Consider the following 23782-nt stretch of genomic DNA (forward strand, 5'->3'; position numbering starts at 1 on the left):
GTTCCGGACGGGTATTTCGTTTCGCCAGGGTTATGGCTGTGATAGCCTCCGTTGCTCGGGCAGCAGCCGCGCGGCCGGGGTGAGAAGCCGGAGAGGCGCGCAAGGGGGAAGAAAAGGACGGCCGGGGGATCGCCGGTGGCTTGAAACGCCGCCCTGGGCCGGGGTGCCGCGCGATGCAGATGCGTGCGATGGCGTTCGAGCTGATGGACCTGGTGGACGCCGCGCGCGACGCCGACGACCTGGCTGGCGCGATGAGGCGGATCACCCGCCATCTCGGCTTCGACCATTTCGCGCTGGCGCATCATGTCGACCTGCGCGCGGCACAGGGCGAGGCGATCCTCCTGCACGACTATCCGCCGGAATGGGTCGACTATTACGAGGCGAACCGGCTGGGCGTCTCGGACCCGGTCCACAGAGCCAGCCATGTGACCAGCGTCGGCTTCCAGTGGTCGCGCATACCGGCGATGATCCCGCTGACCGCCGCCGATCGCCGGACGCTTGCATTGGGCCGCGAGCAGGGAATCGGCGATGGCTTCACCGTGCCCGCGAACGTCCCGGGCGAGGCGCATGGCTCGTGCTCGTTCGCGCGCTGCGCCGGCCAGTCGATCGCGCCCGAGGCGCTGCCGCTTGCCCAGCTGGCCGGGGCGTTCGCCTTCGAGGCGGCGCGGCGGTTGTGGATGGCGCGGGGCGCGCGAACCGAGCCTTCGCCCAGCCTGACCGATCGGCAGCGCGACTGCGTGCTGTGGATCGCGCGGGGCAAGACCGACTGGGAGACGAGCCGGATCCTTGGGATCAGCGAGGAAACGATCACCTGCCATGTCCGGCAGGCCTGCGAGCGGTACGAGGTGAGCAAGCGGACATCGCTGGTGATCCGGACGCTGTTCGACGGGACAATCAGCTTCCGCGACGTGCTTCGCCCCGGCCATCCCCCTTTTCCGGGATAGGCGAGCGGCAGTCCTGCCCCTGATCATGGCGGCGGCACAGCAAGGGGAGCCGCCATGATACAGCTGATCCGCAACGTCCCACGACCGCTGGAGCATCCTGTCCTCCGGCGCATGTTCGCGGCCCGCAAGGCCGTGTTCGTCGACCTGCTCGGATGGGAGGTGACGGTGGTCGACGGCCGGTTCGAGGTCGACCAGTTCGACGATGGCGACGCGCGCTATCTCGTCGTGACCGATGCGGCGGGGGCGCATCGTGCCTCGGCACGGCTGCTGCCGACGACCCGCCCGCATCTACTCGGTACACTCTTTCCCGGCTTGTGCGCCGATGCGCCGCCGACGGGGCCGGCGATATTCGAGATCACGCGCTTCTGCCTCGACCGGTCGCTGGACGCCCGCGCCCGCCGAACAGCACGCGACGCGCTGGTAGTCGCGCTCGTCGACCATGGCCTGACCCACGGCATCGCGCGCTACACCGCGATGGCCGGGCTCGGCTGGGCCCGGCAAATCCTGGCCTTTGGGTGGCGCTCCCGCCCGCTCGGGCCCGCGAAGGCGATCGGCGGCGAACAGGTCATGGCACTCGAGATCGCGATCGAGGCGGACACGCGCGCGAAGCTCGCCGCGACCGGCATCATCGGGGCGGAAGTGACCGTGGCGGTCGCGGCATGAGCGGGTTTGCGGTCCCCGCGCGGCCCGACAAGGATGCCGAGGCTTGGCGCACGCAACTGCTGCGCGATGGCTATTGCATCATCCCCGCCCTGTTGCCGTTCGAGACGCTGGCCCGGCTGGACGAGGATCTCGCACCTGCTTTCGCAGCGACGCCGTTCGGCCGCGGCGGCTTCTACGGCGAGACGACCAGGCGGTTCGGCCGCCTGTTGGCGCGATCGCAGCATGCCGAGGCGCTGGTCATGCATCCGCTGGTGCGCGAGGTGGTGGAGGGTTTGCTCGCGCCATGGTGCGACACGATCCAACTCAATGTCGCACAGGCCATCGCCGTCCATCCGGGCGCGCCGCAGCAGGTGCCGCACCGCGACCAGGACATGTGGCGGGTCGAGCCCGGCGCGACCGAGTATCTCGTCAACGTGATCTGGCCGCTGACGCCGTTCGAGGCCGACAATGGCGCAACGCTGATTTGGCCGCGCAGCCATGGCGGGTACGCCGCGAGCCATGATCCCGAAGAGGCGCCGTGCGCGGCGGTGATGGCGCCCGGCTCGGCGCTCCTGTTCCTCGGTTCGACGCTGCACGGCGCGGGGCCAAACCGGAGCGATGCAGTACGGCGGGGCGTGGTGGTCGGCTATGCGCTGGGATGGCTGAAGCCCTATGAGAACCAGTGGCTTGCCTATCCACCGGCGGTGGCGCGGAGCTTCACGCCCGAACTGGCGGCGCTGGTCGGCTATCGCCAGCATCGCCCCAATCTCGGCAATTACGAGGGCCAATGCCCGTCGATCCTGCTCGGCGACGACATCGACGCGGCGATTGGCGCGGTCGACGCGCTCCGGCCCGACCAGGCCGAGATGGTTGCGGCCTACGTCGCCGGGCAACGGTCGGGCGGATGAACGCCGGGGCGACGACCGAGCGAGTCCATGACGCGGTCCGGCGAATGATCCTGACGCGCGGCCTGCGACCCGGCGCGCGGCTCGACCCGGCCGTACTGGCGGATGGCCTTGCCACGAGCGCGACGCCGGTGCGCGAGGCGTTGAACCAGCTATGTGGCGCAGGGCTGGTCGATGCCCGTCCCGGCGGTGGCTTCCACGTCCCGATGATCGACGCTCCCGCGCTCGCCGACCTCTATCGCTGGAACGAGGAGGTCATCGGGATCATCCTGCGATCGGCGGGTGGCAGACTTGCCGTCGACACGCGCGAACAGGAGCATGCCGGCGATATCGCGGGCGCGACGGCCGCGTTCGCCGAGCGGCTCGCCCGCGCGTCGGGCAACGAGGAGCATCTGCGGGCCATGCGCGACATCAATGCCCGCCTGCATGCGGTCCGCCTCGTCGAGGGCAGCCTGATCGCCGATACCGACCAGGAACTCGCGCGGCTCGCGTCGGCGGCCGGGCGCGGCGAAGTCGCCGCGCTGCGCATCGGCTGGCGTCGCTATCACCGGCGTCGCCAGCGGCTTGCCCCCGAGATCGTCCGCGCACTCCTGCGCGATTAGGCGCAGGGTCGGTCCTATAGCCGCTGTTCCTTTGAGGCCTGCGCTCTCTTCGGCAGGAGGCGGCGGAGGCGGGGCCGAAGCGTTCTCGCCGGAATTCTGCCCGATGACGGTCCGACGCCACCGAGCCGTCATCCCGACCATGTTATCTTGCCTGTGATCTGCAAGGAGCATGGCCCCGATGACCGCTCGTGATGGCTGCGGCCGCGACGAACTCTATGACATCGTCTGGACCGAGCCGATGATGCATGCCGCCAAGCGCTTCGGCGTATCCGGCAGCTATCTCGCTCGCGTCTGTGGCATGCTCAATGTGCCGAGGCCGCCGCAGGGCTATTGGGCCAAGCTTGCGGTCGGCAAGTCTCCACCGCCTCCGTGCTTGCCGGAAGCGCAGCCCGGTGATCAGCTTACTTGGTCTCGCCATATGCAATGGCCAACGGCTGAAGCTGCGGCGGCCCGGCCCCGTACGCCAGCTGCGCCAACAGCAAAGCGGCGCGTGCGGATCGCGGCAGGGACTATCCACCGCATGATCAGCGGGGCACGGCATCATTTCGAAAGCGGCCGACTAGTCGACAAGAATTCCCATCTCAAACCGCACAAGCGCCTGCTCGTTGACGTGAATGCCTCGGCATCCGGCCTCGAAAGGGCGCTCGCCTTTGCCAATGACCTCTTCAATGCCTTCGAATCCAAAGGGCCCCGGGTGGCCATGGCACCGCCAGGCGAGGAGCTCTGGGGCATATCGGCTGATGAGCGCGAAGCTGTCGGCCAGCCCAAGGACCGCTGGAGCGCAAGACGCCTTTGGTCTCCCCAGCGTCCGACGGTCGTCTATATCGGGTCGGTGGCGATCGGTCTCGCGATCGTCGAGATGTCCGAGAACATCACCGTGCGATACATCGATGACGGTTACATTCCTGAACGCGATTATGTGGCGCCCAAGCGAGGGGAGAACCGCTACAGTTTCACCACCACGAAAGACATGCCGTCAGGCCGCCTGCGGCTCATCGCCTATTCACCCTACCACAACGTCTTCTGGACCAACCAGTGGCAGGACGCCGGCTCAGCCAGCCTGGCATCCAAGATACCCGGCCTCGTTCGCGCTGTCGAAGACATGGCCCCCGAACTGGTGGCCCGTATCGAGGCGGCTCGGCTCCGCGCCGAGATCGCGCACAAGAAATGGCTGGCCGAGCTGGAAGCCCGCGATCGGGCTGAGGACAAGAAGCGGATCGAACAATCCAAGGTCGACAGCGCCGCGCAGCTCGACAAGGTCATCGAGCACTGGACCAGAGCGATGAGCATTCGACGCTTCTTCGATGCCGTGGAAACGCAGCTTGCTGGCCTCCTTGAAAGCGATGCTCAGTCTGCAAGACAACGGCTAGAAAGCGGCCGTGCCCTATTGAGAGGGCAAGATCCTGTCGAGGCGCTCCTTACCTGGCGAACCCCTGGCGAAATCTACACGCCGCGCTTTGACGGCACGGGGGATTGATGATCGCCCCGGCTTCGTGGATTGCCATGTGGCAGTCCTGGCAATCTCCAAAACCAATCGCGTTGGTCGTTCGCGCATCGCTACAATGTCGGCCTGTGGGACGAAGCGGCCGTTCTCAGCTTCTCGCTTGAATGACGGCTTACGGTGGGAGAGACGTTCCAGCCATGCACGGGAGCGATCGTCGATTGCCGGATGTTGGTCGATCGGGCACGCCAGCCTACTGCTTTGTAGGGCTAGAAAGCTGCGTCGCCTTCCAGTTTGGCGGGTCGCTGCAAAGGCATGTTTCTGCCGTTCCTTTAGCGTCGCAAAAATGGGCGAGCGCGCCTAGGGATAGTCGCAATGACCTTTCCCTGACCGGCATCATAGGGTCAGCTAAACGCGAGTCCGATCGCCGCCGCCCCTCATACGAGGAGGACGTCGACAAGCTCATCAGTTATCGAGCTTTCGCGTGGAACAAGGCGCGGCGAGATATGGTGTTTACATTTGATATGGGGCATCTTGCTGGGGCTCGATGGCTTTCGGGGAGCTGCTGCAGTTGAAGCGTATAACATCATTCGTAGGCCCCAATGGATGCGGGAAGTCTCAGCGGTTAGTCGAACTATTCGATAACACGAACGATGTAAAATCGATCGGAGTAATCGTTAATACTCCATTTTCAAGGTTCTCTAGAAGCAGAAAAAATCGCGATATTCTCCGCATTGCGCCTTATGGAATAAAGAGAACTGTCAACAAGAATCTTGTCAATTTCTTTGATGCCGAAGGGAGGGACACCTTTGATATCGCGGACCTACTGGATGAGATAGATTTTAATCCTACGGTGGAACTTGAATTAGAAATAGGCGAAATATCGAAGTTTGACCCTTACACGGTGACAGATAATCTATTTGAGATAGATGCCCTTAAATCAGCTGTGTCCTACCTTTCTGAATTCCAGAGATTTTCAGTCATAGTTTCCCAAAGCTCTGATTATCTAGAAAGGAGTCTCCGCGGCAGAAACAGAATAATATTTAAATATGTATCTAAACTAGCGGAGCAAGGCATAATTGCCCGGTATGAACTTGTTTTCCACCATCGAAAAAGAGGAAGGCAGCGTTTTTCGACTTTAAGTTCAGGTGAGCAAACACTCATTTCAACGTATTTATTCATACGCTCTCATCTACCTAGTCTAAATATACTTCTCATAGACGAACCTGAAAATAGCCTTCATCCTTACTGGCAACGTAAGTATCTAGAATTTTTGCATATGGCTTTAGGCTACAGTGAAGTGAAAGTTTATCTTGCCACTCACTCCCCTGTTCTCGTCTCCGGCGCACTCGCAAGCTATGGGGATTCTGTTGAGGTTGTGCAGGTAGATGATAAGCATTCAAAATATTTGCTTCAGGGTCCCAATCATGATTCCGACAGTGTCGAAGAAATTCTATATTCTGCATTTGGCACGATCACACCCTCCAACAGCTACCTTTCGGAACTAATATCTGAACTTACTTGGAGTGTTCAGGACGGAGAGTTGTCAAAAGGTGAGGCTATAACAAGAATATACGAATTTTATAAAAAATCTTATAGCAAAGGACAGATCGATTTTATTCATGCGTGTATTGAAATGATCCAGAACATTTGAAATGAAATTCCGCATAAATTCCACAGAAAGGCGCGCAATTCGCTGGGCCTTGACAAAAAAATCACCTTGGACGGTAGATGGACGCCAAAGTTCCTTTAGGGGACATGCCAACGCAAAAATTATAAAATCTTTAAAAGATAGATTGAAATTACACCACATGCGAGTTCAGGATAGCGCGTGCTGCTACTGCAAGGTCTCGCTTCATAATCGTAATATTGAGACTGATAGAGAACACATCATTCCAAGATCAGTGATGCCGGGCTTGACTTTTGCCGCATTTAACCTGTCGGTGGCCTGTAAGTCCTGCAATATGTCAGTGAAATTAGTTAACAAAAACCATATCCGAAATTGGCGTAGAAAAAATAGGCTGTTTAGCAAAAATATATCGGATCAAAGAAATTACAATATAGTTCATCCCAATATTCATCATTGGCATGACCATATTGAGTTGTATGCGGCCGAAGTAGGGGCTTCAAAGGTGAGAATTTATTACCCTATTACCTACCGAGGCAAATTCACCTATAAATTCTTCCAACTCAAAAATTACGAAATATACGATAATACTTTGGCTCAAAAGGCGGTAAGATCGAACAGGAAGCCGCTTCATCCGGGGGTTGTAGCGGCGGCTGCTAAGTATCATCAAATATGACCGTCGAACAAAGAATATCAGGCATATATCACGTTATCGGCGTTGGGGGGGGTGACAGTCCGCTCACTTGGGGTGCAGAAACCTCTTACGTCCCCTTGCCCGTGATGATCAACTTCGTGCTTGAGAGCGGGAAGTTCAACGGCGAGCGGTCGTGCTGTGGAACGATTAGAATGGGAGCGGAGCCCACCAGCAGCTGTTAAAGTCGCAAGTGACCGGTTCCGTCTAAAGCCGACATCCCTGCTGCAGCATAGGAATGGCGATACTTGGTTGAGATCTGCATTAGCCTCAAACGATTTGGAGTGAAACAGCGCCGTCGGTAAGACGGTACCGCTGAACGCATCAGCGCATTGCAATTGCGCTTCTAATTTGTGATTTGTCCGATGGGGGAGAGAGCATGCCAAACAACATCAGACATTTGGCCGTGCACGACATCCGCAGGACTGAACAAGGTCTTCAGATCGTACGCGGCAACGACGCCCTCGCCGTCTCGCCCACGACCCAGCGCATCGTCGACGAGCTAGACGATCTTTACAACCGCCGATCCTCCAAAGTGCACGGTCAATTCTCGCCCGACGAAATCAACTATCCTGCCGCGGGCCACTTCTCCGACTATCTGGCGGAGGACGGAAGCGATTTTTCCGCCCTCACCCGGAGCCTGATGGACACTCTGCTCGCGAAGGCACGCACCGTTCCGAACGCTGGTGCCGGTCACGTCTTCTTCGCACATTTCGAGCAGGATGGCCGCGAACTGATGCTGATCGCAATCGTGACGGAGAAGCTCGGAGCCACACTCACCCAAGCGTTCGTTGCGCGGGACGTGACCCATCTGGATCTGGATGGGTTTCGCTACGCGGGGCGGATCGACCTGACGGCTTGGCAGGCCGACGATGGACGCTACCTTGGCTTCCTCCGGGGCAAGGGCGCGGTGGCGGAATACTTCAAAGAGTTCCTGGGCTGCGTCTCGCCCAGCGACGACAAGAAGAGCACCCGAGAGCTCACGGCAGCGCTTATCGGCTTTGCTGACTACCAAGGACTGGAGGGCGATGCGCGGAACGACTTTCTGGTGAGGGCAAACAGTATCCTCGACAGAGGCTCAAGGGAAGATCGACGTATCGACTTTCAGGCTTTCGCGAACGAACTCACCCCGGCCGATCCCGCCCCGCTGACCGAATATCTCGGCAGTCCGGCCCTACAGCTCGGCGACGACTTCGTGCCGGACCGTCGGCTCATCGGTCCCCTCCTGAGAATTTCCTACCGTGCCGCCAACTGGTCCGTGGACATCGATCGCCGCGCGCTGACGCGGGGCGAAGTCGGCTTCGATCCGGAGAGCAATACTCTCACCATCCGAAACCTGCCGCAAGCGCTGGTCGCGCAGCTTCGCGCAGAGACGGTGGACAATGGCGAGGCTTAAGTTCGCCGACCTTCTGCCGCTCTATCGCAGCACCGCGTTCGGTTCGACGGTAGAAGACGATGCGGAAGTAACCGTCGCTACACAAGAGATTGTCGATCTCCTGAAGAAGATCGACTCCGATGACGATTCCGCCTCGGACGCAGGCATCGCGCTAATCGACGACGTCTCCGACGTGGCCGTGGGCGCGAAGGTGAAGGCCCGCATCGACTTGCCGCGGATTGCCCTCGGCCTGCTCGCGTGGAACATCGGCGATCTGATCGCCGGCAGCGGGCCACGGATCGAGGAGCCCGGGCACTACTTCCTCGTGGACGCAGGCTACGCTCCTGGCGACGACCAGGTACCGGATGCCGTGACCCGATACCGCAAGGTGCTGGAGGTTGTTGCTCTACTGGCAAAGTCCGCGTCGTTCCTCGATCGGACTCGAGCGGAACTCATCTTCGTGAAGGACGGAAAGATTGTCCTCCCGGTAAATTTCGGCACGGCCGAACTGAACGCCCTGGACTTGGCGGCGGCACATAGGCTCCTTGGCCACTTTGCCGACGACCTCCATCGCGAGCAGAAGCTGTCGATCCTTTTCGAGACAATCGTCGACTTGTGCCGATCACATCAACTGGAAGGCCGCTTCGCCTTCGTGCTGCGCAATCTCGGCGAAATCGCCGACAAGCTTGCTGCCGGCTACCGGATGTTCGCGTCGAGTTTCTCCTACGCGAAGATCAAGGGCGAACTCGAGGATGCTCGGATCGACTATACCCAGAAGATCCACAAGACGATTGTCGACATCCAAAATCAGCTGCTAGGCATCCCGGTCGCGACGATCGTCGTCGCGTCGCAGCTCAAGGCGCCCACCGCCTGCGGCCCAGAGCTTTGGGTCAACTTCGCGGTGCTCGTCGGCGCATGGATCTTCGTCATCCTGCTGATGGTCGCGATCACTAACCAGTGGCTCACATTGGACGTGATTGGCGATGAAATCGCTCGGCAGCAGACCAGGTTGCAGGAGGAGTTCACCACCGTTAGCGATGACTTTGCGGACACGTTCGCCAAGCTGAAAGGGCGGATCAAGTGGCATCGCTGGGTCCTTGCGGTGGTCGCGCTGATCGGGATCGCCGGTGGCATTGTCGCAACATGCTACAAGAACAGCGTGTCTGCCCTCCCGCTCCTGCCGTGCGCCAGCGCGCCGAAGCTGGACGCGGATTCTGGAAATGGGGTCGGCGCTTCGGACGCGGGAAACGAAACGGAGCCCCAAGCGGCGAATCTCCCAGCCGCCGGCAACGCGCTGGCCGCCCCCGAGCCATCCGCGGCTGCGGACAATGGGGCTCAGTCCGTGGTCGGGAACGTGCTCAACGAAGGGGACTAGCACCTAAATGACCGATTCTGCCGTAAGCCGACACTCCCGCACGCATATCGGGACGGCGTGAACTGGTCGATAGTGTCCGGTTGGCTCTTCTTTAAAAGGAAGGCCCGGAGCCGGTTTTGAACGGAACACTCTTTGCCAGCCAACCAATCGGCTCGCTTCTCCTAAGATATGCTACCAAATGCATTTCCCGAAACGATCGATTGATTTGGAAAAATGGAAAGACGGGGGTGGGGGGATAACGGCCCCGGTCGCGACACAAGATTGGCCGAAATCAAGCCTAGGGCAATGGCACATGCCGTGAACCGCAATTTTCTTGAGCTAGTTACGGGCGATCAAATTGCTGACATTCGAAATATCAACTCCGTATAAAATTCGTATATCCATCCGGCCGGCACATTCTCCCAAGGTCGCGAATGATCGCGGCATACCAAGGAGAACGTCATGGAACGCGATAACGACAAGGCACCCACGCTGGTCGATCTGGGCGATGCCCGTGTCCTGACCCAGGGGCCGGCCGGTACCCCGATCGACGAGGTCCAGGGGTTCCTCGGCGCCGGCTTGGCCGACGACTGAAAGGGTGGCGGGGTGTTCCCGGGAACACCCCGCCGCTTCGCGATGAGGTTCTTCCTACCCCCGCTTGTCGGCTTCTGCTCAATCGGCGAGAGCGTGATCTTCCTCGATGCCCGCTCGGACCGCTACTGGATGCTTCCAGCCGTAATGAGCCAAGCCCTCAACCGGCTATGCGCCGGTGCAGAACTTGCGGGCGATGAGGCGGCACCGCTCCTCGCGCTCGTCCGGGCCGGACTACTTGACAGCACCAAGGGCGAACCTCTCGTGCCTTGCCAACTCCCGCGCGCGCGGACCAGTCGCCTTGAGGTAATTGACACCACGCCCAGGTCCTCGACGATGATTGCCGGACTGTGCTTCGCGGCGAGCACTTGGCGCATACGCAGGCGCGGCCTAGGATGTGAACTTGCACGACTTCAGCGTCGGCAAGAGCAGCAGGCCGGAACTGCCCGCGATGTCGATCGCCATGCGGGCGCCTTTGCGCGACTGCGCCTGCTGGTCAGTCCGGCGGGAAACTGTCTTCCCCTGTCGCTGGCGCTGGCCCGGCGATGTGCTTCTGCCGATGCCCGGCTTGTCTTCGGCGTGCAGCTGGACCCGTTCGCGGCACATGCCTGGGTCCAGCGCGACACCGAAGTGCTCAACGACGAGTTGCATGTCGTGCACGCGTTCACGCCGATTCTCGTGATATGATCCGGCCGGCGTTCGCTGCATGGCTGGCCAGGTCCAAGCCCTTCGGCGCAGGGGAGCAAGCCCTCTTTTCCGAGGCAGCCGGCCGGGCGGGCCTTGGGCTATGCCACGTCGACGATCGGATGATGATCGCCGCGTCGCATACGATTGTCACGCCGGAAGGCTGTATCGTCGGATCGGTGTTCCGGCGCGGAGAAACCACGTCGCTGACGGAAGCGAATCTTCGCGCCTCGTCTGGAACCGTAAGCGCGGCAAGTGAACTGACGCGTGATCATTGGGGCGATTATGTTGCCTTCGGCACCTCGCGTGACGGCCGCTACGCCTTGCGCGCGCCGTTCGGCAGCCTGCCATGCTATTGGCAGGAGGCGCCCGACCATGTCGTTCTGGCCTCTTCAGTCAGGCTATTGGGCGCATTCGGCGGTTCGGCTCCAGCTGTCGACTGGCATGCCCTGGGCCATTTCCTCGCGGCCACCGACTTGCGCAATGGGCGCACCTGCCTGCGCGGCGTCGAGGAACTTGGCGGCGGGCAGGCAATCGAGGTCTCCGACCGCGGCATTCATCTCGAGCGGCACTGGTCTCCCTGGTCATGGGCCGACCGGTCGCAGGCTTTCGATACTCGTGATGCGGCGGCGGAAGCATTGGCCCGGGCAATCGACATTGCGGTCGTATCACGCCTCCCGGTCGGTGTGCCGGCGATCCTGCTCCTGTCCGGCGGGCTGGATTCTTCGGTCGTGGCGGCCGCGCTGGCGTCCACTGGGCGCCGCTTCACGTGCCTTACAATGGTGGTCGCAGACGCGCAGGGCGACGAACGCGATCATGCCCGGGCCGTGGCGCACCATCTGGACGTCCCGTTGGTCGAGGTCGTTCGCGATCCTCGTCAAGTCGATCTCACGCGTCCCCTCGCGCGTCGCTTGCCGCGACCGACCGGTGCGCAGTTCCGCCAAGCGACATTTGCGGCTGCGGATGACCTAGCGAGAGAAACCGGTTCGGCACTGGTCATCGATGGCGGTGGCGGCGACAACGTGTTCTGCTCGCTGCAAAGCGTCGCCCCGGTGGTCGATGCCCTGCTCGGAATGGGCAGGGAGTCTCGACCAATCGCAACGGCGGCCTCGATCGCACGGATGGCCCAGGTCAGCCTTGCGGCTGTCCTGGCACGCGCCGGCGTGCGCCTGGTGACGCGTCGTGCGGCCTATCGCTGGCCGGTCGACCACAGTCTCCTCGATCCCGGGGTGATCGATGGCGTTGATCCTTCCCATCCATGGTTCGAGGTGCCGCGAGGCACGCCGCCGGGCAAGGCAGCCCAGGTCGGCCTTCTCCTTGCCGCCATGGCGGTCGCGGATGGTCTCGACCCGGACCGACACCCGGCGCTCCTGTCGCCCCTCGTCTCGCAGCCCGTGGCAGAGGCCGCGCTACGCGTGCCGAGCTGGATGTGGTTCGAGGAGGGACGTAATCGCGTGCTGGTCCGACGGGCCTATGCAGCCCGCCTGCCCGCTTCGGTGGTGGGGCGGCGATCCAAGGGCACGCCGACCGGCTTCCTCGCGCGACTGATCGAAAAAGAGGCCGACATGTTGCGGCCTTTCCTGCTCGACGGATGCCTGGCCATCCATGGCGTCATCGACCGGGCGGCGGTGGAGGCCGCGCTGGCGCCGGGACCCGCCCGCGACCTGCGCTTTGCTCGCCTTCTGCAACTCGCCGACGCCGAGGCCTGGGCGCGGTCATGGGGCTGATGCCAGGAGTCGAGTCACGGCCGAATGGTCACGCCAATTCCGCCACCGCCGATACTGCTCGCGCTTGGCGGGATCGGGGTCCTCCTCTCCCCTGAGCCAGAAGCGGAACCAGTCGAGATTGCGAGCATAGACTACAGCCCGGTGCGCCGGCTGCCATTTGATGTGATGCTCGTCGGGGAAAATGCGCAGTTCGACGGGGACGTCGTTCTCGCGCAAGGCCGCGAACGTCTCGAGCGCGAACAGGCCTTCCTCGTCGGCCAGCTGGAAGAGGATCGGAGTGCGCAGCCGATGGGCCGCCTGGGGCAAGGATATTGGCGCCCAAAATGCGGGATCGTCGGCGGTGACCTTGGGAAAGCCCATCGCACGCATCTCGTCGGCAAGGACAGTGCCCCCGTAGATGAGGTCGCTTCGCAGGTAGCGGCAGCATGTGCTGAGCGACGCGGCGCGGAACGGCTTGCCGGCGACCAGGGCATAGCGCGCCGTGGTCGATCCGTCGCTCAGCCCGGTGATGCCCATCCGGTCGCGGTCGATGTCGCCGCGCGCGGCAAGCTTGGCCAATCCCGCTTCGAGCGACGCATGGGTGCTGCGCCGCTCGTCCCAATTGCGCAAGACCGCGGCGACGGCCTGGGCGCTCGAGAGGTTGGGCTGGGCCTGCACGACAAGCGGTGGGCGCTGGAAGCTTAGCACCGCGATCCCATTCGCCGCCAGCGGCAGGATCGGATATTCGTCGCCCGTGCCGCCGCGCAGGAAGCCGCGGCTGGTGTACTGGACGATGACGAGCGGCCAGCCGCTGGCGGGCGGTCGTCCTGCAGGCAGGACGAGATCGCCCCAGGCGGGAAGGCCCGCAGGGTTCGTCCAGCGCAGGCGCTCGACATGGGGCTTGGCTAGTGACGCGAACTCTGGGTTCGGGTCGAGGACGGTTCGTGCGGTACCGCTGGCCAGGTCGATTCCCACGATGCGGCGTGGTGCCAGCGATGCTTCGCGCAGGCACAGCAGCTCCTGGGGCGCCATGGTGCAGCCGACCAGCGCATCCTCGGTAGTCAGGATGCGACGGACTACAGCCTCGCCCGGCGTCCAGCGAAAGAGCGACGTACGCTCGTTGTTCGGGCCCTCATAGCGGAGGAAGAGAAGGCTGCGGCCATCGGAGCCCCACCACATCCCGCGCATCGAGCCATGGCATTCGGAGGCGATACAGGCCAGCCGGCTGCCGTTCCCGTCGGCCCAGATCCGGCGGCCGGCAAAGGGGGACGGGCCGTCCACCTTGGCGCCCGCCTTCCGCCCATCCGATGTCACGGCATTCAGGGGAGAGGGCTCGCTCAATACCGGTTCACCACCCAGGCGTGCGATGTCCTGGCGATCGGCACGCGCAACCGGTCCGCCCTCCCGGGGAACCGACCAAACCACTCTCTCCAGATCGCCCGGCAACTGCGGCGCAAAGCCGTTGGGCGGGATGACGCGATGGTCGAACAGGAACCCGGTGCGGCCCTCGGCGCGCACCGCGTCAGCGAAGGTCGTTCGCCCGGGTCGCGTCGCAAAGACGAGCCTTGACCCATCCTCGCTCCACGCGACGGCCTCGACATCGACCGGCGCGTCGGTGATCCGGACGGCGGCACCGTCGTCGACAGAGACGCGCCAAGCCTGTGTCCGCCCGCCGACGCGCTTGAGATAGGCCAGGTATCGTCCGTCGGGCGACCATGCCGGGACGATGGTCGCAGGCAGGCCGCTGCCGGTCCGGGACCCGCGCACGACGTTTTCCGCGCGGATCGCCTCGCCGCCTTCATCGACGATCCGGGGCCGGGCCTGCGGGTCGAGGCCGAGCACGACCAAGGCCTGACAGACGCGATTGGCCAAGGGGTCGGCACGCGAGATGACGAAGGCGATCCGGCGACCATCGGGCGAGACGGCGAGCGGGCTCGGTCCCCCGACCGAGGGGTCCGGCTGGCCGATGTCGCGCAAGGCCAGCAGGTCGTCGAGCGAGACCGGTCGATCCGTTGCCCCGGCTGGGGCAATCGTCGGCACCATACCGGTGCATGGCGGGGGTGCGGCATCGATATCGGCGACAGCGAGGCCCGCGGCCAGCAACAGCGCGCTTACCATGACTTGCTCGCCAAAATCGCGAGGACCCGCCCGAAGGGCGAATAGTTGGTCGAATCATAGGGCGTGTCGTACGGCAGGGTCGTCGCGATCGGACTGGGCTTGGCATTCAGGATGTTCTGGGCGGTCACGGCAAGGTCGACACCGTGCCACCATGTTGGTCCTGGGCCGGTGCGATAGCGAAGCGTGAGGTCGGCCTGCGTCATGCCCCCGACACGGCGTGCCGGCGAGGTCCGTCGGTCCTCGACCCCGCCAATCCGGCTCACCGCGCCGGTGAGAGTCAAGCCGCTCTGGGTCCAGCCGAGGGTGGCTCGTCCCCGAAAATGGGGAGGATTGAAGATCGTGCCGGCCAGATCGACGACGGGTTGTGCCGGCGTCAGTTGCTGGTCGCTTTGTAGGTAGGCGCCGGAAAGCGTGGCGTTGATCTGCCCGGCGCCGAGGTTGCGATCGAGGCGGGCCAGCATGTCGAGGCCCCGTACGCGCTGCCGGCCGGCATTGCGGTTGGCGTTGTCGATGACCGCGACCACGCTCCTGGGGTCATAGGTGCGACCCGTGGCGTTGAGGAACTGCCCCGCCCCGAGACGCAGGCTCTCGAGGGTCGCAAGGCTGGGGGAGCGCAGCACCTGGTCGGCATAGGCGGGATCGGCGAGCGCACGGGCGATGAAGGTGACCGGTGCCACGATGCGATCCCGATAGAGCGTTTCGAAATAGCTGATCTCGATGCTCAGCCCGTCGACCGCGCGGGGATGCAGTGCCAGCGTCATCGACCAGCTTCGGGCACGCTCGGGCTGCAGGGTATCGCGTCCCCCGGACAAGAGCAGGGCCGTGGCCCCCGATGGCAGGCCGGTCCCGCCAAATACGGTGGCCGGAAGTGCGGCGACCACCAGTGGCTGGTATCGCTGGAGGAGGGTCGGTGCACGGAAGGACAGGCCCCAGCTCGCCTTCAACGAGACGTCGGGCGACGGTGCGTAGACCAGGCCGAGCTTGGGCGTGGTGACCGCATCGATGCCGGGATAGTCTTCATGGCGAAGGGCCAGGCTGGCATCGAGGCGATGGACAAGCGGGACGGCTTGGGCGGGGCCGATGAGCGGCAGGCTGGCCTCGGCATAGGCGTAGCGACTGTCCTGATGCGCATCGACGTTTTGTGCGCTGTTGTCGCCGCGCTGGCTGACCAGCCGGTTATCACGATAGCCGACGCCCAGCGCAATCTTGGCAGGACCGCCGGGCAAGGCGAAGAGCGGGCCATCGGCCGCGAGCTCGACGCTATGGGCATCGTTGCAATAGCAGCCGAAGGTCCGGCTGGTCAGCTGCGTGCCGGTGAACTGGTTGGTCGCATAATGGACCCGGTCCCGGCCTGCGCTCCCCGCGAGTTCGAAGCGCCACGCGCCCGGAGACCAGCGCAGCGCCGGCGCGATCGCAGCCGAGTCGCTTTCGGAGGGCTGCTCGGCGTGTCGAAACGGCGTCACCCCGGCGGCGCTCAACGGAAATTGGGAGAAACTGCGGCGATTATTGTAGAGCAGGTCGAGCGACAGCTCGAGAGTGTCGGCGAGCTGTTGGTGGCCGCTCAGCACCACGCTGTGCCGCCGGAGCGATGGGTAGAGATCGAGCCCGGTTACTCGGTCGCGGGCATAGTCGCGGTCGCCGGCGCGGATGGCGGTGCTGTGCCCGAATTCATAGGCCAAGAGCATGCCGCCGCCCGACCATCGCTTTCCCGCGACGACGCCATAAACCTGCTCGACATTGCCGCCGTCGGTGGACGCGCCAAGGCGCGCGCTCGTGGTCAGCCCCTGGGCGTCGCGTCGCAGCCGGATATTGGCAACGCCGGCGATCGCATCCGAGCCGTACAGCGCGGAGGCACCGTCCGCGACGATCTCGATCCGCTCGACCGCGTTCACCGGGATCGCGGAGACGTCGACGCTCTGCCGCGAGGCGCTGTAGGCCAGTCGCCGGCCGTTGAGCAGCGTGAGCGTCGCGTCGCTGCCCAGGCCGCGCAGGTTGAGCGACGATCCGCTCCCGACATTGACACCGCTTGCCGCCGGCACATTGGCACCGATGCCGGGGTTCTGGCCGCCGCCGAAATTCTGCGGGATGGTCCGGATGACGTCGGCGAGCGTCGCCTGGCCTTCGTTGCGGATGGTGTCGGCGGTGCGGACGATCAGCGTCGAGGCAACCGGTGCGCCGCGAATGCGGCTCCCAGTGACCACGATGTCCGTATCCAAGGACCGCTCGGCCTCGGCTCCGACTTGCGGCCGAACCACGAACCCCCGGTTGATCGGCTCGGCCCGCAGGCCCGACCCGGCGAGCACGCGTGCCAGCGCGCCCACAGCATTGAAGCGCCCCTTGAGCGGTGGCGCGCGGCGGCCGGCGACGAGGGCCGCATCGACCATGACGGCCTGCCCGGTCGTCCGGGCGATCGCCCTCAGCGCCGATCCCAGCGGCTGGGCTGGCAGGTCATAGGCGTGTTCGTCGCGTGCCTGGCCATTGGCCGGTGCGACAACGGCCAGGCAGGCAAGGCCGGCACCCCCGAGATAGAAGCGATTCATCGTCGTTCCCCCTGCGGCATGATCGCCGCTCCACGGGGTTCAACGACACGCGCTCGATCCACCCCCCTTGTGGCGGAGCTGGGGTGCCGGCGGTCGGCAGGAGCAGGATGGCACCATCCGCTCGCGCCTCGACGCGCAAGCCGAACATGCTGGCAAGGCTGGCTGCCAGGTCTTCGGGCTTGTCGGCCGGGAATGCTCCGGTGACCCGCAGCCGGGCGAGCATGGGATCGGCAAGGACCAGCTTGGTTGACGTGTAGCTGTTCGCTTCGGCAACGACGCGATCGAGCGGCGCGGAATCGAAGCCGAGCATTCCGCTCGTCCAGCCTGTCGCGCCCGCTGGCACCGTCCTAGGCGCGGAGAGACGGGTCATATCCGCGGTGGCGGTGACCTGCTTGCCGGCCGTCAGCCGGACGCGTTGCTCCGGCGACTTTGCCGATCGGGCGATGACCTCGACGATGCCCTGGATCAGCGTCACGCTCGCCCCGCTCGCTCGCGTGTCGACATCGAAGACCGTGCCATGTGCAACGACGGTCATCGCACCTGCCGTCACGATGAACGGGCGACGCGGATCATGGGCCACAGTGAATCGCGCGCGGCCCTGCTCGAGCATGAGTTGTCGGACCTGGGCCGAGTAATGGATCGCCAGCGTGCTGTCGGTGTCGAGCGTGACGCGTGAGCCATCGGGAAGGCGGATGGTACGAAGCTGGCCGATGGCGCTGGCGACGCGCTCCGGCGCTATGCGCGGCGCATCCGAAACGCTCCATGCCCCGACGACAAGGGCCATGGCGGCGGCGCAGCCGAAGGCGAGGCGGCCGGGCGTGGACGCACCGACATGCCACCAGGGCCTTGTCAGCGGTGCGCCGTAGCGCAGGCTGCTCCGCGCCAGGATGGTGCTGTCCTGCCAGTGCCGTTCGACCCTGGCGAAGGCGGCGGCATGGGCGGGGTCCGCGTTGCGCCATGCCTCGAAGCGGGCACGATCGCGTTCGCCATCGGGCGCCTGGAGACGCGCGAGCCATGCCGCGGCCTCGCACTGCAGCCGTCGATCGTCAGCCATTGTCGGCCTGATCCAGTTCATGGGCGAGAATGGCGATCGCCCGGCTCATCTGCTTCTCGACCCCTTTCACGCCAATCCCGCAGGCCTGCGCGATCTCGGCATAGCTCATGCCGTCGACGCGGTGCGCGAGAAAGATGGCACGGGTGCGAGGCCGCATGGCCTGGACGGCGCGCTCGATGCGCCGCAGTTCATCGCGCGCCTCGAGCTGTCGCTCGACATCGGGGGCAACGAGTTCGACGCCGTCGAGCGGGACGTGCATGTCCGACGCGCGGCGAAGGTCGCGCTTGGCCTGGTCGAGGCCAACCGATGTTGCGATCCTCCAGAGATACGCCACCGGTCTCTCCTGCGCCAGGGAGCGCAGCCGGTCCGGTCCGAGGCCGAGCAGTCGGACGAATGCGTCATGGACGAGGTCGAAGGCATCGTGGCGATCGGACCGCCTTGCACGCGATCGCGCTAGGCGAGGCGCCTCGACCGCGTACAACGTCTCGACGAGCGCATCATCGTCCTTGGCGCGACGTGCGCGAGGGAGTGCCGATCCACTGCTCATGGCGAGCAGCGGACACGCGCCCGCGCGGCGCGCGCGGCAGCTTCTCCGGAAGACATGGGACGCCTCCAGCGCCGAGGCGAGCCGGCCGGGCCAGCGATCGGGTCACTCGCGCAGGGGACGTCGCGGGCGTTTTTAGCCGACGAGCGCGGCCTGGACATCTACGCCAGCAGCCCGGAACGATCGTTCGTCCCGGCCAAAATATCCCAGGCAAGCTCCTCAAGCCTCGATGCGGACCGGGGCCCGCACGCTTCCAGCTTATCGCGTCCGATGCCCAATGCAAGGCGGCCAAGCGGTGGATATGCTCCGTGGACGGCAAGGCAATGCCGCCGAACCGGGCCCTGAGACATGCTTGAACATGCGCCGGCGCCTTTAGCCGCAAGGCCTGGACATACGCGCCAGCGACCCGGTCGATGCCCTTTTCGGCATGAACGGCGACTAATTTACGCATATTCGCGATAGCGACCAAGTGTTCGATGCACCGTCGGCATCGACAAAATAGCGTATCGCTGCCCGGCGGCACCGAATGCAGGCATTCAAGAACGGCCACCGGATCTTCAAGGATCGATGGGACTGCTATTGGCGATGGTCTCGTACCGGTCCTCCGGTGCCTGCATCGCTTGCATCAGGCCTTTTGCCCAATGCTTCGACTTTGCGTGCGTGACCACGCTGGTTCACTCGCTGGATACGGTGGACGTCGCATCAATGTCCCCCGACACGTCCGTGCCGGCTCCAGCGAGGGTCTGATCGTGCGGCGGCGATGATGCGATCGTGGAGGCGGCCCGGAGGACAGGATGTCCGGTCCCGGGCTGGAGACGCTCGTGACACCGACCAAGTTGCTTATCGGACAGATCCTCGTGGTGCTCGCGATCATCGTCGCGAGTATCTGGATCGCGACGCAATGGGCCGCTGCTCGGCTCGCCTACCAGCCGCAGCTCGGCCCGCCCTGGTTCATCGCATTCGATCGTCCGATCTACCATCCGTGGTCGATCTTTCCATGGTGGTTCTCGTTCGACGCCTATGCGCCGGTCATCTTCGACGAGGCCGGTGCGATCGCTGCGGCCGGCGGCTTCCTGGGTTGCGGCGCCGCGGTCTTTGGATCGATCTGGCGGGCGCGACAATCGAACAACCTCACGACCTATGGCTCGGCTCGCTGGGCGGCCCGCAAGGATGTCGCGGCGGCCCGACTGCTCGGCGATCGCGGCGTCGTCCTCGGCCGGTTTGGCGGTGACGATCTTCGCCACGACGGCCCCGAGCATGTCATGGCGTTCGCACCGACCCGTTCTGGCAAGGGGGTGGGCCTGGTCGTGCCGACGCTGCTCAGCTGGACCAGCTCGACGATCATCCACGACATCAAGGGCGAGAATTGGCAACTGACCGCCGGCTGGCGCGCACGCTTCTCGCACTGCCTGTTGTTCAATCCAACCGACGCGCGCTCGGCGCGCTACAATCCGCTGATCGAGGTGCGGCGCGGCGTAAACGAGGTCCGCGATGTCCAGAATATTGCCGATATCCTCGTCGACCCGGAAGGTGCGCTGGAGCGGCGCAACCATTGGGAAAAGACCAGCCATGCGCTGTTAGTCGGTGCAATCTTGCACGTCCTTTATGCCGAGGAAGAGAAGACACTCGCCCGCGTCGCGACCGTCCTGTCCGATCCGCAGCGCAGCTTCGCTGAGACGCTGCGCCATATGATGGAGACCAACCATCTCGGCACCGATGATGCGCCCAGTGTTCATCCCGTCGTCGCCTCGGCTGCCCGCGAACTGCTCAACAAGAGCGATAGCGAACGCTCGGGCGTGCTGTCGACGGCGATGTCCTTTCTCAGCCTCTATCGCGATCCAACCGTCGCGGCCGTCACAGCCGCGTCGGACTGGCGGATCGTCGACCTCGTGGAGGCGGCGCATCCCGTTTCCCTCTACCTCGTCGTACCGCCGTCCGACATCAGCCGCACCAAGCCGCTCGTGCGGCTGATCCTCAACCAGATCGGCCGCCGATTGACCGAGGAGCTCCATGGCCTTGGCAAAGACGGCAAAACCGGTGCCGCAGGTTCCGGAAGCCGCCTCGGCAGCAGGCGGACGCTCTTGATGATGCTCGATGAGTTCCCGGCGCTCGGGCGACTCGATTTCTTCGAGACAAGCCTCGCCTTCCTGGCAGGCTATGGCGTGCGCGCCTTCTTGATCGCACAGAGCCTCAACCAGATCGAGAAGGCTTACGGCGAGCACAACGCCATCCTCGACAATTGCCATGTCCGCATCGCCTTCGCGACCAACGACGAGCGGACGGCGAGGCGGATATCTGATGCGCTCGGCACCGCGACCGAGCAGCGCGCGATGCGCAACTATGCCGGTCACCGGCTCGCGCCTTGGCTGGCGCATGTCATGGTCAGCCGGCAGGAGACCGCACGCGCCCTGTTGACGCCCGGCGAGGTGATGCAGCTCCCGCCGACCGAGGAGCTCCTGCTGATCTCGGGCCATCCGCCGATCCGGGCTAGGAAGCTGCGCTACTATGAGGACCGGCGCTACACTGCGCGCGTCCTTCCGCCGCCGACGCTCGATGCAGGCGGATATCGCGACGTGCCCGCCGCCCGCCCCGACGACTGGGCCGGCCGGGTATGCGGGGCCGACCTGCGGCTCGCGGTTAGCACCGACGTTAGCAAAGACACAGAGGACGGCGGTCTCGAACAGGCCCGGCATCCTGCCCACGAGGTCGAGCCGGCCATCATGGTCGAGCCGGAGATCGCCGACCCACTCGGCCTGGGCGATGACGATGGCGATCAGGCGGCCGAGCGACGCGCGATGGACCTTGCCCAGCAGGTCGGCACCGCTCGCACGGTCTATGGCCTCGATGCCGCCTCGGGCCGCCCCGACGATCTGCAGCTGGGGATTTGAGCGATGGACAAGACGAGCGACAAGGTGCGCCATCAACTCTTTCTCCCGAGACCGCTGTCCGACCGGCTGGAGGCACTCGCGGCCAAACCCGGCGCGACCAAGTCGGCAATCCTCGTCGATGCGGTCACCGCCTGGCTCAACCGGCGCGGGGCGTCCGAGCTGGAGGACCGATTCGCGATACGGCTCGACCGGCTGACGCACGCAATCGGGCGGGTCGACCGGGACACCTATGTCATCCTCGAGACGCTGGCGCTGTTCATCCGGTTCGAGCTCTCGATCCAGACACCGCTCGCCGAGAACGATGCCGCCGGTCGCGCGCTCGGCGCCAAGCGCTTCGAGGCTTTCGTGACGCAGGTCGGGCGACAGGTCTCGACCGGACGCCGCTCGCTCGGCGGATCGCCGCAGGAAGCCGATACGATTCCTTCTAAGCGGGGAGGCGACCGATGAGCGCCCTGCTGTCCGCGGAGCGTCGCCGCCGGATGCTGATCACGGCGCTGGGGACCGACATCGCCGTGGCGATGCGGGATCCGCTGGTGGTCGAGATCATGGTCAATCCCGATGGTGCGCTGCGGCTCGACCGTCTCGGCGAGGGCCGGAGCGACACCGGGGTGCGGATGGCACCCGACCAAGTCGAGCGCATCGTCCGGCTGGTCGCCTCGCACGCCCGCGCCGAGGTCCATGCGGAGCACCCGATCATCTCTGCCGAGCTGCCGCCGCATGTCGAAGGCCATGCCGGCGAGCGGTTCGAGGGCGTGCTGCCGCCGGTGGCGCCAGCGCCCTGCTTCGCGATCCGTAAGGCCGCCACCAAGCTCCACACGCTCGACGACTATGTCGCCGATGGGCTGATGTCCGCGATTCAGGCCGAGGCGCTGCGTGGCGCGGTTACCCGGCGCGACAATATCCTTGTCGCCGGCGGCACCAGCTCGGGCAAGACGACGCTCGCCAACGCGCTCCTGGCCGAGATGGCCGAGGAACGCTCGGGGCAGGACGCGCGTGTCATCCTGATCGAAGATACGCGCGAGCTACAATGCCCGCTACCCGATACGGTGGCGCTGCGCACGCGCCCGCCGCAGGTGTCGATGACCCAGCTGGTGCGCTCGACGATGCGGCTGCGCCCCGACCGGATCATCGTCGGCGAAGTCCGCAGCCCCGAGGCGCTCGACATGCTCAAGGCCTGGAACACCGGGCACCCAGGCGGGGTCGCGACGGTCCACGCCAACAGCGGACAAGCCGCGCTCTATCGGATCGAGCAGCTCTGCCAGGAAGCGGTCGTCACCGTGCCGCGCCAGCTCATCGCCGAGGCGATCGACCTCGTCGTCTTCATCGCCGGGCGCGGTGTCGACCGTCGCGTCTCGACCATCGCGCGTGTCGCCGGGCTCGACCCCGATACCGGCGCCTACACGCTCGCCGACCTGTCCCCGTTCAACCCGAAGGAGACCCGACCATGACCCGTCTTTCCATCACGCGCCCGACCGCTCGGCGGAATCTCATCGCCGGTGCAGCGATCGGCCTCGCCCTGACCTTCGCGACCCAGGTCCAGGCGGCCGGCTCGGGCATGCCGTGGGAGGAACCGCTGCAACAGGTGCTCGAGTCCGTGCAGGGGCCGGTCGCCAAGATCGTCGCGGTGATCATCATCATAACGACGGGGCTGACGCTGGCGTTCGGCGAAACCGCAGGTGGGTTCCGGCGCCTCATCCAGATCGTCTTCGGCCTGTCGATCGCGTTCGCCGCGTCGAGCTTCTTCCTGTCCTTCTTCAGCTTCGGCGGCGGGGCGCTGGTCGCATGACCGCCCCGGCGACCGATACCGGTCGGCACCTCGATGGCTTCGAGGTGCCGATCCATCATTCGCTCGGCGCGCCGCTGCTACTCGGCGGCGCGCCCCGCGGGCTCGCGATTATCAACGGGACACTGGCCGCCGCGGTCGGCCTCGGCCTCCAGCAATGGGTGGCCGGGGTGCTGCTCTGGGCCGTCGGCCACAGCGCCGCGGTGATGGCGGCGCGGCGCGATCCCGACTTCGCGCCGGTCCTGCTCCGTCACATCCGCCAGAAGGGATATCTCGCATGCTGAGCCAGATGG

The 23782-nt window shown here is 64.5% G+C and carries 21 protein-coding genes; 17 read left to right on the forward strand and 4 right to left on the reverse strand.

Features of this window, described 5'->3' with window-relative positions:
• The first annotated feature begins 140 nt into the window (after positions 1 to 140).
• The 12 genes from SP5_RS05070 to SP5_RS05110 all read left to right on the forward strand — a co-directional run bounded on the left by SP5_RS05070 (position 141) and on the right by SP5_RS05110 (position 12583).
• On the forward strand, positions 141 to 944 hold the full coding sequence (locus tag SP5_RS05070; protein WP_245613406.1) for a LuxR family transcriptional regulator: 804 nt from the start codon (positions 141 to 143) through the stop codon (positions 942 to 944).
• A gap of 54 nt (positions 945 to 998) precedes the next feature.
• Entirely contained in the window at positions 999 to 1607 is a 609-nt protein-coding gene (locus SP5_RS05075) for an acyl-homoserine-lactone synthase (protein ID WP_042485045.1), read from the forward strand.
• Entirely contained in the window at positions 1604 to 2494 is an 891-nt protein-coding gene (locus tag SP5_RS05080; RefSeq protein WP_042485050.1) for a phytanoyl-CoA dioxygenase family protein, read from the forward strand. The genes SP5_RS05075 and SP5_RS05080 overlap by 4 nt, the downstream gene beginning before the upstream one ends.
• The gene (locus SP5_RS18415) at positions 2491 to 3093 is read left to right on the forward strand and encodes a GntR family transcriptional regulator (RefSeq protein ID WP_052811407.1); all 603 of its coding nucleotides are present in this window, start codon (positions 2491 to 2493) and stop codon (positions 3091 to 3093) included. The genes SP5_RS05080 and SP5_RS18415 overlap by 4 nt, the downstream gene beginning before the upstream one ends.
• Before the next feature lie 178 nt (positions 3094 to 3271).
• On the forward strand, positions 3272 to 4570 hold the full coding sequence (locus SP5_RS05090; protein ID WP_157013583.1) for a hypothetical protein: 1299 nt from the start codon (positions 3272 to 3274) through the stop codon (positions 4568 to 4570).
• A 511-nt stretch (positions 4571 to 5081) separates the two neighbouring features.
• Positions 5082 to 6188 (forward strand): AAA family ATPase, encoded by a 1107-nt coding sequence (locus SP5_RS18690; RefSeq protein ID WP_084220563.1) that lies wholly within the window; start codon positions 5082 to 5084, stop codon positions 6186 to 6188.
• Between the two features lies 1 nt (position 6189).
• Positions 6190 to 6837 (forward strand): HNH endonuclease, encoded by a 648-nt coding sequence (locus SP5_RS19015; RefSeq protein WP_157013584.1) that lies wholly within the window; start codon positions 6190 to 6192, stop codon positions 6835 to 6837.
• 394 nt (positions 6838 to 7231) lie between these two features.
• Positions 7232 to 8248, forward strand: a complete 1017-nt coding sequence (locus SP5_RS05095; RefSeq protein ID WP_157013585.1) for a nucleoid-associated protein — start codon at positions 7232 to 7234, stop codon at positions 8246 to 8248.
• Positions 8235 to 9602 carry a hypothetical protein gene (locus SP5_RS05100; protein WP_052811409.1) on the forward strand — a complete coding sequence of 456 codons (1368 nt, stop codon included), beginning with the start codon at positions 8235 to 8237 and terminating at the stop codon, positions 9600 to 9602. The genes SP5_RS05095 and SP5_RS05100 overlap by 14 nt, the downstream gene beginning before the upstream one ends.
• Positions 9603 to 10043: 441 nt before the next feature.
• Positions 10044 to 10175, forward strand: coding sequence for a benenodin family lasso peptide (locus SP5_RS19020; RefSeq protein WP_157013586.1), 132 nt, complete (start codon positions 10044 to 10046; stop codon positions 10173 to 10175).
• A gap of 333 nt (positions 10176 to 10508) precedes the next feature.
• The gene (locus SP5_RS19455; protein WP_167334680.1) at positions 10509 to 10859 is read left to right on the forward strand and encodes a lasso peptide biosynthesis B2 protein; all 351 of its coding nucleotides are present in this window, start codon (positions 10509 to 10511) and stop codon (positions 10857 to 10859) included.
• Entirely contained in the window at positions 10856 to 12583 is a 1728-nt protein-coding gene (locus SP5_RS05110; RefSeq protein WP_052811411.1) for an asparagine synthase-related protein, read from the forward strand. The genes SP5_RS19455 and SP5_RS05110 overlap by 4 nt, the downstream gene beginning before the upstream one ends.
• Here SP5_RS05110 and SP5_RS05115 read toward each other — a convergent pair.
• The 4 genes from SP5_RS05115 to SP5_RS18695 are packed head-to-tail and all read right to left on the reverse strand — an operon-like array spanning position 12572 to position 18821.
• Positions 12572 to 14680 (reverse strand): Atxe2 family lasso peptide isopeptidase, encoded by a 2109-nt coding sequence (locus SP5_RS05115; protein WP_042485054.1) that lies wholly within the window; start codon positions 14678 to 14680, stop codon positions 12572 to 12574. The two genes, SP5_RS05110 and SP5_RS05115, sit on opposite strands and share 12 nt — an antisense overlap.
• A complete protein-coding gene (locus SP5_RS05120; RefSeq protein WP_042485056.1) occupies positions 14674 to 17220 on the reverse strand; it encodes a TonB-dependent receptor in 2547 nt (848 codons plus the stop codon). Before SP5_RS05120 ends, SP5_RS05115 begins: the two co-directional genes overlap by 7 nt.
• The gene (locus SP5_RS18425; protein ID WP_052811412.1) at positions 17129 to 18274 is read right to left on the reverse strand and encodes a FecR family protein; all 1146 of its coding nucleotides are present in this window, start codon (positions 18272 to 18274) and stop codon (positions 17129 to 17131) included. The genes SP5_RS05120 and SP5_RS18425 overlap by 92 nt, the downstream gene beginning before the upstream one ends.
• Positions 18267 to 18821: an RNA polymerase sigma factor gene (locus SP5_RS18695; protein ID WP_084220566.1), complete on the reverse strand. Its 555-nt coding sequence runs from the start codon at positions 18819 to 18821 to the stop codon at positions 18267 to 18269. Before SP5_RS18695 ends, SP5_RS18425 begins: the two co-directional genes overlap by 8 nt.
• Positions 18822 to 19639: 818 nt before the next feature.
• On the opposite strand from SP5_RS18695, the gene SP5_RS05140 reads away from it, so the two are divergent.
• Genes SP5_RS05140 through SP5_RS05160 form a run of 5 tightly spaced genes read left to right on the forward strand, consistent with a single transcriptional unit; the run spans position 19640 to position 23773 of the window.
• The gene (locus SP5_RS05140; RefSeq protein WP_042485124.1) at positions 19640 to 21706 is read left to right on the forward strand and encodes a conjugal transfer protein TraG; all 2067 of its coding nucleotides are present in this window, start codon (positions 19640 to 19642) and stop codon (positions 21704 to 21706) included.
• A gap of 3 nt (positions 21707 to 21709) precedes the next feature.
• On the forward strand, positions 21710 to 22153 hold the full coding sequence (locus SP5_RS05145) for a hypothetical protein (protein ID WP_042485063.1): 444 nt from the start codon (positions 21710 to 21712) through the stop codon (positions 22151 to 22153).
• Positions 22150 to 23154 (forward strand): P-type conjugative transfer ATPase TrbB, encoded by a 1005-nt coding sequence (gene trbB, locus SP5_RS05150; RefSeq protein WP_084220567.1) that lies wholly within the window; start codon positions 22150 to 22152, stop codon positions 23152 to 23154. The genes SP5_RS05145 and trbB overlap by 4 nt, the downstream gene beginning before the upstream one ends.
• Positions 23151 to 23492 (forward strand): TrbC/VirB2 family type IV secretion system protein, encoded by a 342-nt coding sequence (locus SP5_RS05155; protein ID WP_042485066.1) that lies wholly within the window; start codon positions 23151 to 23153, stop codon positions 23490 to 23492. Before trbB ends, SP5_RS05155 begins: the two co-directional genes overlap by 4 nt.
• Positions 23489 to 23773, forward strand: coding sequence for a VirB3 family type IV secretion system protein (locus tag SP5_RS05160; RefSeq protein ID WP_042485069.1), 285 nt, complete (start codon positions 23489 to 23491; stop codon positions 23771 to 23773). Before SP5_RS05155 ends, SP5_RS05160 begins: the two co-directional genes overlap by 4 nt.
• Positions 23774 to 23782: the final 9 nt, after the last annotated feature.

The sequence above is a fragment of the Sphingomonas parapaucimobilis NBRC 15100 genome (assembly GCF_000787715.1).
Taxonomy (GTDB): Bacteria; Pseudomonadota; Alphaproteobacteria; order Sphingomonadales; family Sphingomonadaceae; genus Sphingomonas; species Sphingomonas parapaucimobilis.